13 protein-coding genes and 1 pseudogene are annotated in these 13,750 nt (G+C 42.5%); 5 read left to right on the top strand and 9 right to left on the bottom strand.

Annotated features, from left to right (window positions below; translation table 11 throughout):
• The first annotated feature begins 82 nt into the window (after positions 1-82).
• Positions 83-340 carry a hypothetical protein gene (locus G327_RS0106230; RefSeq protein WP_019613899.1) on the top strand — a complete coding sequence of 86 codons (258 nt, stop codon included), beginning with the start codon at positions 83-85 and terminating at the stop codon, positions 338-340.
• Between the two features lie 126 nt (positions 341-466).
• Complete coding sequence (locus G327_RS0106225; protein ID WP_026339216.1) at positions 467-763, top strand: YkgJ family cysteine cluster protein; 297 nt, start codon at positions 467-469, stop codon at positions 761-763.
• Positions 764-826: 63 nt separating this feature from the next.
• On the opposite strand, the gene treC is transcribed toward G327_RS0106225, so the two are convergent.
• Entirely contained in the window at positions 827-2,506 is a 1,680-nt protein-coding gene (gene treC, locus G327_RS0106220; protein WP_019613897.1) for an alpha,alpha-phosphotrehalase, read from the bottom strand.
• Between the two features lie 139 nt (positions 2,507-2,645).
• Positions 2,646-4,094: a PTS trehalose transporter subunit IIBC gene (treB, locus tag G327_RS0106215; protein ID WP_019613896.1), complete on the bottom strand. Its 1,449-nt coding sequence runs from the start codon at positions 4,092-4,094 to the stop codon at positions 2,646-2,648.
• A gap of 261 nt (positions 4,095-4,355) precedes the next feature.
• Here treB and G327_RS0106210 point away from each other — a divergent pair, with 261 nt between their 5' ends.
• On the top strand, positions 4,356-5,315 hold the full coding sequence (locus G327_RS0106210; RefSeq protein WP_019613895.1) for a LacI family DNA-binding transcriptional regulator: 960 nt from the start codon (positions 4,356-4,358) through the stop codon (positions 5,313-5,315).
• Here the strand turns inward: G327_RS0106210 and G327_RS0106205 are convergent.
• Genes G327_RS0106205 through G327_RS0106190 form a run of 4 tightly spaced genes read right to left on the bottom strand, consistent with a single transcriptional unit; the run spans position 5,312 to position 8,210 of the window.
• The gene (locus tag G327_RS0106205; RefSeq protein WP_019613894.1) at positions 5,312-6,205 is read right to left on the bottom strand and encodes an FAD:protein FMN transferase; all 894 of its coding nucleotides are present in this window, start codon (positions 6,203-6,205) and stop codon (positions 5,312-5,314) included. The two genes, G327_RS0106210 and G327_RS0106205, sit on opposite strands and share 4 nt — an antisense overlap.
• Positions 6,206-6,229: 24 nt before the next feature.
• Positions 6,230-7,531: a DUF3570 domain-containing protein gene (locus tag G327_RS0106200; protein ID WP_019613893.1), complete on the bottom strand. Its 1,302-nt coding sequence runs from the start codon at positions 7,529-7,531 to the stop codon at positions 6,230-6,232.
• A complete protein-coding gene (locus tag G327_RS0106195; protein WP_019613892.1) occupies positions 7,522-7,707 on the bottom strand; it encodes a DUF4266 domain-containing protein in 186 nt (61 codons plus the stop codon). The genes G327_RS0106200 and G327_RS0106195 overlap by 10 nt, the downstream gene beginning before the upstream one ends.
• A gap of 20 nt (positions 7,708-7,727) precedes the next feature.
• Positions 7,728-8,210, bottom strand: coding sequence for a TlpA disulfide reductase family protein (locus tag G327_RS0106190; protein WP_019613891.1), 483 nt, complete (start codon positions 8,208-8,210; stop codon positions 7,728-7,730).
• 292 nt (positions 8,211-8,502) lie between these two features.
• Between G327_RS0106190 and pyrC the strand changes: the two genes are divergently transcribed.
• Positions 8,503-9,534, top strand: a complete 1,032-nt coding sequence (pyrC, locus tag G327_RS0106185) for a dihydroorotase (RefSeq protein ID WP_019613890.1) — start codon at positions 8,503-8,505, stop codon at positions 9,532-9,534.
• 81 nt (positions 9,535-9,615) lie between these two features.
• On the opposite strand, the gene G327_RS0106180 is transcribed toward pyrC, so the two are convergent.
• From G327_RS0106180 to G327_RS0106170, 3 genes and pseudogenes are all read right to left on the bottom strand, one after another.
• Positions 9,616-10,578 carry an HlyD family secretion protein gene (locus tag G327_RS0106180; protein ID WP_019613889.1) on the bottom strand — a complete coding sequence of 321 codons (963 nt, stop codon included), beginning with the start codon at positions 10,576-10,578 and terminating at the stop codon, positions 9,616-9,618.
• A gap of 265 nt (positions 10,579-10,843) precedes the next feature.
• A pseudogene (locus G327_RS27325) lies at positions 10,844-11,075 on the bottom strand (DUF3302 domain-containing protein); the annotation flags it as partial.
• Between the two features lie 226 nt (positions 11,076-11,301).
• Positions 11,302-11,895 (bottom strand): PhnA domain-containing protein, encoded by a 594-nt coding sequence (locus tag G327_RS0106170; RefSeq protein ID WP_019613887.1) that lies wholly within the window; start codon positions 11,893-11,895, stop codon positions 11,302-11,304.
• A gap of 271 nt (positions 11,896-12,166) precedes the next feature.
• Between G327_RS0106170 and G327_RS0106165 the strand changes: the two genes are divergently transcribed.
• Positions 12,167-13,315, top strand: a complete 1,149-nt coding sequence (locus G327_RS0106165; protein WP_019613886.1) for a methyltransferase — start codon at positions 12,167-12,169, stop codon at positions 13,313-13,315.
• Positions 13,316-13,750: the final 435 nt, after the last annotated feature.

Genomic DNA, 13,750 nt, shown 5'->3' with positions numbered 1-13,750 from the left:
AATATGCTGATTAATTGTACTATCCTCACTATTTTAGAGGGCTGTAACTATTCAGCATAGTGTTATATCGGAGGTTCCAGGGATGGCTAAGACAATCAACATAAAAGTCAGCGAACATAGACATTTGCGCAATCTATGTCGTAAACGCTTTAAATTCGGCATTAAAATACTCTACGCTTTACTGGCATGCTTCTTTGTCAGCCTGCTTTTATCTAAAAGCTTCTGGCAGTTTACCTTAGGACTGCTTGTTCTTTTTGCTGTTACAACCGCTTTAGAATATCGAGATTACAAAAAACACAGTACGGCCTTAAAGAAACTCGGTATAAAGGATAATAAATAAAACCGCTATTTCGGGCAGCTTCCAGCCAGCTAAAACGACTGCGCAGATACAAGCTAATGCAGATAATTGCGAAAAAAAAACACTTTTCAGTTATGCTGGCCGCCACTAAAATTACAGCAGCGGCTTATGACCATAGAAATTACCAACCTAACTGAACCTCAAGTCACCTGTGCAAGCTGTCTCGCCTGCTGCTGCAAGCTTGAGGTAATGATTATCTCTGATACCGGCGTACCTGAACAGTACATAAAAACAGATAAATGGGGCGGCGAAACCATGGCGCGTTTAGACGACGGCTGGTGCGCAGCTGTAGACCGCACAACCTTAATGTGCACGATTTATGAAAACCGCCCTTGGATTTGTCGTGAATTTGAAATGAGTTCCCATGAGTGTCTAAGCGAACGTTCACAGGGCATGTCAGAGTAAAGTAGAAGTAGAATGAAACAGGCCGCTTAATCAGTCAAATTTGATTAAACGGCCTGCTTTTAACTAATGTTCGATCAATAGAATACGACTCTCATAGGGCTTCAGTTTCATCTTATTAGACGGTTTTTCCTGAACACAGCTGTCATAGTTTGATAGCAGGTATACCCCTTTAGTGCCTTCGACTGAATCCGGCAAGCAGCATTCAACCGATTGATCATAAAAGTTATTTATCGAGATTAAGGTCTGCTTATCGGATTTTCTCTGATAACAAAACAGCTGCTGATGATCCGGCATCAAATCGGTGAAGTCACCGCTGGTCACCACATCAATCTCTTTACGCAGTTTAATCAGCTGACGATAATAATGAAAAACCGAATTCTGATCATCAAGCGCCCGTTCAGCGTTTATCTCAGGGAAATTTTCAGCAACCCCGATCCACGGCGTTCCTTTACTGAAACCGGCATTTTCACTGCAGTCCCACTGCATCGGCGTACGTGAATTATCACGAGACTTCTGCGCTAGAATATCCAGCGCTAATTGAGCATCAACTCCTTTTTCATTGACTAAAATAGAGTAGTTATTGGTACTTTCAACATCACGGTACTGTTCAATCGATGTATATCCCGGGTTAGTCATGCCGATCTCTTCGCCTTGGTAGATATAAGGCGTGCCCTGCATCATATGCAGTGATGAAGCTAACATTTTCGCCGATTCAACACGATAGTGCTGATCGCAGCCTAAGCGGCTTACTACCCGAGGCTGATCATGGTTACACCAGAACAGTGCTCCCCAGCCGTTATTATGCAGCCCCTGCTGCCAGTAATTAAATATGGATTTCAGCTCAATAAAATCAAAAGGGGCTTTGCTCCATTTTTCACCGTTTTCATAATCAATCTTCAGGTGATGGAAGTTAAATACCATGGACAGCTCTTTGCCGTCTTGTGCTGAGTACTGCTGACAATGCTCAAGGGTAGTTGATGACATTTCCCCTACTGTTACGCTGCCGTATTTCTGGAATACTGCTTCACTGATTTCCTGCAGGTATTCGTGAACCTTTGGTCCGTCAGTATAAAACCTTCTGCCGTCGCCGATTTCATCATTCTGATATTCAGGCTGTTTAGAGATCAGGTTAATGACATCTAAACGGAATCCGTCGACTCCTTTTTCAGCCCAGAAACTGATCACTTTTTTTACTTCTTCACGAACTTCAGGGTTTTCCCAGTTAAGATCCGCCTGCTCTTCTGCAAACAGGTGTAAATAATACTGATCTGTGGCTTCATCTAACTGCCATGCATTACCGCCGAATTTAGACTCCCAGTTAGTCGGCGCGCCGCCGTTAACCGGATCTTTCCAGATATAATAATCGCGGTAAGGACTTTGCTTATCACCTAGTGCAGACTGAAACCAGGCATGTTCGGTTGAAGTATGATTAACCACAATGTCCATGATTAAACGTATACCACGTTTTTTCATCTCAACCAGAAGCTGATCAAAATCTGCCATGGTACCGAAATCAGGATTGATATTATAATAATCGGAAATATCGTAACCATTATCAATCATAGGCGAGCAGTAAACAGGGGTTAACCAGACAGCTTCAACACCAAGTGATTTCAGGTAATCTAACTTCGATATGATGCCTTGAATATCTCCCGTTCCACGACTTCCACTGTCACAAAAACTCTTTGGATAAATTTGATATATGGCCGCGGTGCGCCACCAGTCAATGGATTTGTTTTTCATATTAACCTTTGTTTCGATTACAAGGGCCTATTTATCTTTATTCATTGTTCCTGCTGGATACAATTTTCAAAGATAAACAGGTCCTAGTTAAAAATTCAGGTGCCATAGTGATACGGCACCTGTTAGAGCTTAGTGAAGATTAAACAGCAGCTGGAGATGCCTGGTTAGACTGTTCTTTAGCAGATAATTTATTCGTACGTTTCTGCTGGTATTTGAACACTAGCACCGTTAACACTATCGGGATGATAATTGCGAATGCCATTGCAACTAAGAATACTGTCCAGAACTGCGGTTGAATAGAAAGGATACCTAATATACCGCCGTTACCAATACCGTTAGACAATACGCCGCTTAGACCACATACACCGGCAGCAATCGCAGAGCCGACCATTGCGCAAAGCATTGGGAATTTGTATTTAAGGTTAATACCGTACATCGCAGGCTCTGTTACACCTAAGTAAGCAGAAATTGCAGCTGGAATCGATACGTCTCTTTCCGATTTTTTACGGCTCGCAATCAGTACACCAACAACCGCAGAACCTTGAGCAATGTTTGATAAAGCAATCATTGGGAATACAGGTGTACCGCCGATTGTCTGGAATAACTGCATATCCACAGCATTAGTTGTGTGATGTATTCCTGTAATTACCAGTGGTGCATATAAGAAACCAAATACTGACGAGAAGATAACCCCGTAATCACCAGTCATTGCACTTAATACCAACTGTCCGAATGCGTCACCTATTGCACGGCCTACCGGACCAATCAATGCGTGAGCCACAAATACGGCAGCGGTAACACTGATCAATGGTACTAGAACCTGGTGTAGGTACGATGGAATGATCCGCGATAAGCGTACTTCCAGCATAGCCAGGAAAACACCCGCCATAATTGCCGGAATAACCTGCGCCTGATAACCAACCTTCTCCATGGTAAAAAAGCCGAAGTCCCAGACTTCAGGTATCTGCGAGCCGATACCGTAAGCGTTCATCAGCTGCGGAGAGACCAGTGTGATACCGAGAATAATACCCAGAACCGGTGATCCGCCGAGTTTCTTAACTGTCGACCAACAAATAGCAACCGGTAAGAAGTGGAATACAGCTTCACCAATTAACCATAGAAACTGATGCAGCGCCATCCAGAACTGCGATTGATTAACCAGTGCGCCGTTGCCGCTGAAATCAACTTCCATAATATTACGGAAGCCGAGAATTAAACCGCCGGTAATAATCGCCGGTAATACCGGGACAAATAACTCGGCTAAATTTGTTAAAGCACGTTCAAACAGGCTCATATTTGCTTTTGCAGCTTGTTTAGTTTCATTTTTTGAAGATGAGTCTATATTAGCCTGCTGCAGCAGTTCTTGGTAATACTGACCAACATCAGTACCGATAATGACCTGAAACTGCCCGCCGTTTGTAAAACAACCTTTTACAGCCGGTACTTCAGCTTCAATACGATCCGCATCTGCTTTTTCAGTCTCTTTCAGTACAAAGCGTAAACGGGTAATACAGTGGCTGACTGATGCGATGTTGTCTTTACCACCGATTAGTTTTATAAGAAGTTCAATCTGTTTTTTTGTATTCATATAAATATGGGACCAGTCCCACCTCCAGTTAAAAAAATATTTTTTGTAAATATCTAGGTCCTTCTCGCTCTCTTTCAGTGATTGTACAACCACCAATTGGGACCGGTCCCTGAATAATGAAGGATTAATCGGCTAAATAAAAGACAAAGTAGATAATATTGTGACTGACTTAACGCTTTAATTTTACTCTGAGATAATTATTCACTGCTAAAACATGCTAAATTAGTTCCCCGTTAATCCATACTAACAACTCGGAAGACCATGAAAAAACTCACTATTCGTGATATTGCAGAATTAGCCGGCGTAGGTAAATCGACAGTTTCCCGCGTACTCAATAATGATCCGAAAGTAAAAACCGAAACACAGACAAAAATTCGCGAGATCATTAAAGAAGTTGGTTATAAACCTTCCGCGGTAGCACGTGCTATGAATAACCAGCCGATTAAAAGTATCGGCATCGTAGTTACCCGTTTGAGTTCTTCCGCAGAAAACCAGGCATTAAGCGAAATTATCGATTTTTTCCACCAGCATGAATATGAAGTACTGGTATTAGAAAGTCGTTATGACAGTGAGCTCCTGAATACGCATATTGAATTAATGGTACAGAAACAGGTTGAAGGTATTATATTTTTCGGCTTTACCGATCAGGGCTTAGTGAACAAAGAGCTGTTCAACGGAAATATTGTGATGATTGCAGTCGAGCAGCCGGGGATCTCATCGGTGACCACTAACAGTCCGCTGGCTGTGAAACACTGCTTTGAATATTTAAAAACGCACGGCGCCAGAAATATTGCTTTTTTAGGTGTCCATGAAAGTGATATTCAGACCGGAAAGTTACGTTTAGACGCATATAAAGAAGCCTGCGCGACGCATAAAACAAAGCCTATCATCTACTTAACAGATATGGAATATGCAGACGGCGTCAAAGGCTGTAAAGCGCTGCTTAAAGCCGGTGCTGATGCTGTTATCTGTGGTACTGAACGTTTAACCGGCGGCGCTTTGGTACACCTGCTTCGTGAAGGGAAATCTGACTTACCCGTTGCGGCCGTTGGTATTAACGATTACATCCGAATATTAAACCCGGGGATTTTTGCCGCCGACCTGCAGTATGCCAAAGTGGGTAAAGAAGCCGCCGTTCTACTCTTTCAAAAGATGAAAGGCAATAATAAAAATACCGACACTGTGGTTGAGCCTCTTATGACGGAATTAGCTGAACTCTAATCCTGGATCCAGAAGTTAACCTCTTGGGCAGCTAAAAAATCTTCTGCCTCAGGACCTTGAAGCATTGCCATGGTTGATAATAATCCGGCTTCAATACAGGACTCGGCAGCCACAGTCACTGAACGCGGCGCATCGCTCACCGAGCTTCCGGTGAGCGGATTGAGAATGTGGCTGTAACGTCTGCCCTCTTTCATCAGGTATCGGTTAGCATCTCCGCTGGTTGCTAAAGCACCACCGGACAAAGTTACTAGAGCAGAAGCCCCGCCGCCGACACTTTCAATACCAACTTTCCACGGCTGCTGGTTTTCTCGCGGGCCGTTACAGATTAAATCACCGCCGAAATTAAGTAAAACAGGTACTTCTGCACAAACCTGCAGGGCCTTAGCCAGGCAGCAGTCAACCGCATACTCTTTACCAAAACCGCCAAAATCCAGTTCCATTTCAGCCGGAAGCTTCAGCAGAGGCGGCTGCCAGGATACTTTATCTAAACCAATAAAAGGCAGCAGTTTATTTATCTGTCTCTGCTCCGGCACGTTATCTGAACCGTCAAATGTCCAGACTCGGCGCAGAATTCCCGAACTGATATCAAATAATCCGTCACTAAACTGATAACACATGTAAGCAAAATCAAGCAGATGGGCACTTTCATCATCCACATTGACCGCTTCACCGGTACTGTTATTAATCTGGTAGACAATATTATTTTTCAGATAACGACTGAATTTAGTTTCGATACGTTTTGCTTCCTTGAATACCGCCTCACTGAGCTTAACTGCAAGCGCACGCCCGCGACATTCCAGCAGCACTTCACAATCACAGGCCATAGCCTGAAAATGTGCACTAAAGGCCTTGCCGTTTTTTTCTTTTTTAAGCGTAAGTCCCGGTAGCATTGAGATTTTCCCGAAAAACTTTAATTAGAATGAGTAAGTATACTGTACAACAAACGCATCTAAGGTTGGAAACATATCATAATTTTTCTGAACGCCGATCGCATTAGACGGGCTCTGCTCTCCATCCTGATGGTAATACTCTAAACGCACACTGTTCTGATTTCCGTCCGGTGTTTTAAAGCCTACTTTTAGGCCGATTGTTGATGACCACATTTCTGCCAGTCGATAGTCTGCACTTAAATAAGGCCCGATAGCAGCAGCCTCGCTTTCACTGATACTATGGCGGTAAAAATCAGCAGCATCCTGCATGTAATAGCGAAAATGCGGCTGCACATACCAGCTGCTGAAATTACTGCGGTAAGTCAGGTTCAGCGTATGTGAATGAATACCCCAGTCATCCCGCATATAGCGGTAGGAAATATCCGCAGAATCATCACCAAATGCACGTTTTATTTTACTGTACAAGCTGTGCTTACTGCGCTGCTCAGGCCTGCTTTCATAAAGGTAAGTACCTGCAAGCGTGTCCCCCGGCACTAAAGAGCCGCTGACGTCGTCAACCACGGAAACCACCTTGTAGGGATCATTATGATATCCGTTAGACTGTGAGTAACCATAATTAAAAGCAATAATCGTATGACGGTTAATAACCTGAGAGATGCCCGCTAACACCTCACCTAGAAAACGGGTGTCGGAACTATCTGCTCTATTCTGCAGCGCGCCGCTCGCCTGCATCTGGCTAAGCGGCAGCGCTAATCCGCCTTCCGGAGTAATAACATTATATTCACCGCTGATACCGATACTTAAACTGGTATTGCGTTTATTAAGGTCATGCACATAAAGCGCGCTTAATCCCGTTGAGAAGAAATCATATTCTTTAGAAATATTAGCACCCCAGATCATTTTATTAACCCGGCCTAAACCATGTTCATAATTAGCGCTGAAGCTTACCCGGGTATCATGAAAAGTATCATCCAGGGGGATTTCTCCCGGCTGCGTCTGATAACCACCGCTGCCTGACGGACGAGTAAATGTCTGTAGCTGATCCGACGGACTTGCCCCGTTAGGTGACGCGCCGGTGAGCACATCCAGCACCAGTTTAAAGCCTAATACACTGTCATCATCGAAGGTTTTTCGAGTATTGATAAGCGGCTCCCAGGCGCTGACTCTGTCTACTTCACTGTAAACTAAGCCGGCGATATCAGTCTGCCATCCAGAAAAAAATCCCGTTGTTGAATCAGCATTAACTGCACCCGATGCGCCTAACAAACAACCCGTTGCTGTTTTCAGCAAGTTACGTATATTTTTATGCTTATTATTTAATTGCATCCGCAGCCTCCGCCGCTGAATCCCCGGCCGCCGGAACTGGCCTCTTTACTAAAGTAAATATGCTCGTCATAGGCCGTATCAATGGGTGCATTATCCAGCGCCATATCTTCACGTGCTAACAGATCCCGCTCCCAGGGCTCTACTCCCATTGAACTACAGGCGCTTACCAGCAGCATTAAAATGATTACGACTATTCTCACGGCTTAGCCTCCTCAATTTTATTATTCTTTTTGAGTAACTTTTTAATATTCGCTTCGTATAACAACTGTTCGCTTTTTTTAAAACCGATATGAGACTCGATCACCCGGCCGTCTCCTGAAATCAAATAAGAGCTCGGCATAGCGGCAACTTTGTATTGTTTAGCAAAGGCACCTTTCGGGTCTGAATATAAGAGGAAGTCTGCCGGGTACACATTAAGAAAACGCTTTGCAGTTTTAATATCACGGTCAAGATTTATACCGATAATAACTAAACCCTGCTCCTGATACTTAGCCTGCATTTCATTTAACCAGGGAAACGATTTTCGGCATGGGATACACCATGAGGCCCAGAAATCCAGATAAACAACCTGATTACGGTATTGTTTCAGATCCAGCTCATCTAACCATTGAGCTGCATTACCGGTTGAACTGCACAGCATCAAAAAGGTAATTAACAAGCATCGCATCAATTGCTGCATAACATCCCCTACTATCCTTTAGGCGTTTTTTTAATAGTAGACAGCTTTTGTCATAACTCATGACTTTTAATAAAAAGACAATCGCTTAGGACAACTGATTAGACCTTTACTTAACCTGCCTATGCTTTAAACCAGGGAGGTTTTATTAACCACAATAGTTGACGGATTTTGTCATAAACCTTGAATTTCAGTAAAAAGACAATCGCCTAGGATACCTGATTAGACCTTTACTTAGCCTGCCTATGCTTTAAAATCGGGGAAATTTTATCAACTACTATTGCGGAGCTTTTTTATGACGACAAAACTTACGATTACACGCCCGGACGACTGGCATGTTCATTTACGTGATGGTGATGTTTTAAAAGACACGGTTCGCGATATCAGCCGTTATATGGGCCGTGCGATTATCATGCCGAATCTGCTGCCGCCGGTAGTTGACACTGAACTAGCACTTGCCTACCAGGCGCGCATTTTAGCTGCTCAGCCGAAAGCTCACTTCACACCTTTAATGACGCTTTACCTGACAGACAACACGACAGCTGAAGAGATCAAAAAAGCCAAAGCAACCGGTCAGGTTTATGCAGCCAAGCTTTATCCTGCGGGCGCAACAACCAACTCGGATTCAGGTGTCACATCAGCAGACAATATCAAAGAAGCACTACTGGCAATGCAGGAAGTTAATATGCCTCTGCTGGTACACGGTGAAGTAACAGCAAATGAAATTGATATTTTTGACCGGGAAGAAATTTTCTTAAAAGAAGTATTAGCACCGATTGTTGAGCAGTACCCGAATCTGAAAATAGTGCTTGAACATATAACCACTAAAAATGCGGCAGAATTTGTCAGCAGCGCCGGTGAAAATGTAGCTGCCACCATCACTGCCCATCACTTAATGTTTAACCGCAACCATATGCTGGCCGGCGGTATTCGCCCGCATTTCTACTGTCTGCCGATTTTAAAACGTAATATTCATCAGCAGGCATTAGTTAAAGCGGCCACCAGCGGATCTGCTAAATTCTTTTTAGGCACAGATTCAGCGCCTCATACTATCGCACGTAAAGAATCGAGCTGCGGCTGTGCAGGATCTTACACCGCTTTTGCCTCTATTGAGTTATATGCGGAAGTCTTTGAGCAGGCCGGCGCATTAGATAAATTAGAAGCTTTTGCCAGCTTTAACGGTCCGGATTTTTATAATCTGCCGCGTAATACAGACTCGATTACTCTTGAGAAATCCAGCTGGGATGTACCGCAATCACTTTCTTTCGGTGATGATAAAGTGGTACCGATTAAAGCGGGTGAACAGATCTCCTGGAAAGTGTTGTAATCTTTTTATTTTTCAAACAGATAAAAAAAGGGCGCAGTTAAGCGCCCTTTACTATTTCAATCTGCTGTCAACTAATATCAATTAATGGAATGGAAAAATATAACTCATCCATGAGGACATACGTAAAATAATGCGGCGCATAATAGCAACATGCGAAAAGTGATCGGAATAAACTGCACTTTGCCCGTATGAACCGCCCGGTATCTGATCTGCATACTGCGCAAAATCAGGATCGGTAATTTTTATCTGTACAGGCACTCGGCCTGGACGAAGAGAACCTAGACCTAAGTTAACCAGAGTGCCGTTAGCCTGCACTTCTCCTTCAGCGATTACCGGTAAAACCTGAACTACTTCACCGCTAAACACTTTCCCCGGTAAAGCATCAAACGCCATCTCAGCTTCATAACCCGGCTGCAGACGTAATATACTATTCTGACGATACCAGCCGACATAGATAAATGATTTTTCCTGAACAAACACCATCGCCGGACGCAGCGGCATAGGCACCACATATAAACCTGGATAAACCATCATCTGAGAGACAAAACCGTCACTGGCAGCTCTCACTTCAGTACGCGCTAAATCATATTCTGCATCAGCCAGTTTTGCAGTTAAATCATTAACTGTCGCCAGAGTGACATCAACATCACGCTGTTTACCTATTTTTTTCTTTTTTAGCTGCACTGCACGCTGATAATCAGACGTCGCTGATTTTAACTGCGCGGCTAATGAATCAACTTTGTTCTGATAAGGTACGGGATCGATAGTAAATAACAGATGTCCGGCTTTAACCGGCGTGTTCGCTTCAACATTAACCGAAGCAACCTGCCCTCTTACTGCCGGTACCACTGGTGTTGAAACAAAATACTCACGACTGACTTCTGAGTAAGGATGGTTGTAGTTCATCAAAAAAATTAATGTGCCGATTAAAACAATACCGCCTAATACAGCTGTAGGTACGGACCATTTATTAAGCGGTATTTTGAATATTTTGAATATAGCAATACAGACAGCCGTGTAAGTTAAAATAAGTATTAAATCCATTATTTTTCTCCTTCAAACTTGCTCAGATCAAACTCAGCAGTTTCATCTGAGGGATCATAAAGAGCATCCTTAATCTCTTCTACTGGTACGCTTTTTGAGATTTTATCGGTTGAGGTTTTATTTTGTTCGCTAAGATTTTGTAGTGCAGTATTTTGAACGATAAGCTGCTGTTCTAATAATTCGATACGATTTTGTAATACTGAAAACTGCTTCTTGGTCGCAGTATTATCATCCGTATTCGTATTCGCATCTGAATTTGATTTATTAACAAAGCCCCAGCCGCGATCTTCACGGTACAAAGTTGCCCAGATCCATAAAAACGGCCATAAAACATGCAGGGTGAATAAACTTACCCAGCCGGCTACATGTAAAGCGTCCTGATGCGGGTGATTTCGGTGTTTAGCAATTTCGTAAGGGATATCATGGATAACAATGATCCCGTAAAAGAGGGTTATAGCAACAAATATTAAAATGCCGAGGGCAAGATAATCAAGCATAAGAACTCCCTGTAGAAGATGGTATTAAATACAAAAGAACAAAAATCAAATAGTTATGACATAAATCATTATTGCAGATATAAAAAAACCCGCTGTGTTATCTGCTGAATAGTTTCAATGCAAATCACAAAACGGGCTTAAAAATACAAATAACAGTTAACCTGCTCTTTGTTTTGTATCGCCATTACAATCGAAATACATTTTCAATGGTAACGGCTTATCGCTTCTAGTCTTCGAAAAGAGGCATTTTTTTCAGGTAACAGGTTAATAATACAATACGTACGCCGTTTACACGGCCTTCGATATGCTCAGGGTTATCCGTTAATGAGATATTACGCACCGGTGTTCCACGTTTAGCCGTGAAGTTACCACCTTTAACATCTAAGTCTTTGATTAACGTTACGTTATCACCGGCAGCTAAAATCGTACCGTTAGAATCACGAGTCGGCGCAACTTCTTCAATATTATCCGCGGCAACACCGTAATCAGCCCATGCTTTGGCTTCATCTTCCATATACATCATATCAAGTAAGTCCTGCGCCCAGCCTTCTGTTACCGCTATACGAGTCAACAGTCGGAATGCAGTAACCTGTACAGCCGGTACCTGGCTCCACATACTGTCATTCAGGCAGCGCCAGTGGTTGTTATCCATCTCTGTATTTTTTTCAATTTGTGATAAACAAGTTTCACAAACTAATACTGATTTATCAGAGTTCGGCTCTACAACCGGCGGTACTTCAAAAACAGAAAGGTTATCTGACGCACCACATAATTCACATGTGGAGTTGCTACGCTCTAATAGCGCTGTTTTAATTGGCATGAGTTAACACCTTTAAAAAATAGGGGAATGAAAGTGGCGCTATTATGCCTATCTTTACAGACAAACAAAAGTTAGGTTTTTATGAGTTCAGCTAGATTAAACAACTGCTGCAGGCTAAGCATTAAGCAGGTTAGACAAAAAGAGGCGAATTAAATACTCCACCCGGTAATTTGCATTGCTATAAAGAGTGCTATCAGGCTAAAATGCCATCTTTATTATACTTTATACTCAAGCTGCTTAATGCAGGTATATTACAACTAGGCAAAATTCGATGAATGAATCATTAAATATTGCAGACCGTGAACTGGTTCTGCATCGTCACCCAAGACATAAAAAAGAAACACTGCAGGCTTGGGATTCTGCTGATGAATACCTGATTAACTACTTCACAGAAAATGAACTAGGTAAGCATCTCGGTGAAGGCGAGCAGCTGCTGCTGATCAATGACGGATTCGGCGCATTGAGTTGTTTCTTTCAGGATTTTGAACGAACCGTTATTACTGATTCGTACCTGTCTCTTAGTTCTATAAAATTAAATATGCAGCGTAATAACTGCCCTGAAAATAACATTTTACTTCAGGACAGCCTGCAGTCTTTTCCTGAGAATGTAAAAGTGGTTTTAATTAAAGTACCAAAAACACTCTCTTACCTTGAGTATATTCTGCAGCAGCTGCGCAGCGTAGTGTCTCCGGACACGATTATCGTAGCCGCGGGTAAAGTGAACATGATTCATAATTCAACTCTGCAGTTGTTTGAAGACTATATCGGCACAACAAAAACTTCACTAGCAAAGAAAAAATCACGTTTGATTTTCAGCCTGGTTGAACAGAAAGAAGTACCGGAAAAAGAGATTGCTATTACCTGGGAAATGGAAAGGCAGCAGTGGAAAATTCACAACCACGCTAACGTTTTTTCACGTAACCACTTAGATATCGGCGGACGTTACTTAATGGATAACCTGCCTGAGGGCGACTTCACTAAAGTAATCGATTTAGGCTGCGGCAATGGTATTGTTGGTATGGCAGCGGCGCAGGCTTACCCGGACGCACAAGTCACATTTATCGATGAATCGTACATGGCTGTTGATTCCGCCCGTATCAACATGCTGAAAAACTTCGAAGAAGAAGAAAGTGAAACCGCGCGTTTTGTTGTTAACAACGGTTTAGTTGGGTTCAAACCACGCAGCTGCGATCTGATTTTATGTAACCCTCCCTTCCATCAGCAGCAGGCTATTACAGATCATATTGCCTGGAGCATGTTTAATGATGCACATTTCTGTTTAGCAGGTAATGGCGAATTAGTGATTGTTGGTAACCGTCACCTTGATTATCAAGATAAATTAGAGCGTATTTTTGGTAACTGTGAATTAGTAACAGAAAACAAAAAGTTCGTTATTTTACGTGCAGTAAAAATGGACTAATTGTCTACTGACTGAACGATAAAATTGAAAAGCAGCTTTTTAAGCTGCTTTTCTGCTTTCTGCGGCATATCTAACTACAAATTTATCCTTTAAACACCGAAACCAATAAAAGCCACCCTAAGCCACAGAAAACCAAAACCCAACACGCGTATCGACAAAACAAAAACAACAACTCACAGGCACCTTAATGGAGCGGTAAACAACAATTGAGAGCCTTGATTTTCTATTTAAATATATTTACCTGGAAAAACTCTATTTTCATTCTCATCAACTAATATTAAAGTTTGACTGGTTATTTAATTTTTATTGTTGATAAAAGAACTGAATCGACTGCCCGACAAGCATTAATCAGCGGGTTTAAAAAAACCGCTTAGTTTTACCTAAACGGTTTTTATATAAAACACTCAATTCATTATTTGATAACGTCTAATAAAC

It is taken from the genome of Psychromonas ossibalaenae ATCC BAA-1528, from assembly GCF_000381745.1.
Taxonomy (GTDB): domain Bacteria; phylum Pseudomonadota; class Gammaproteobacteria; order Enterobacterales; family Psychromonadaceae; genus Psychromonas; species Psychromonas ossibalaenae.
The sequence above is the reverse complement of the archived record's forward strand: the minus strand, read 5'-3'. Positions and strand labels throughout refer to the sequence as shown.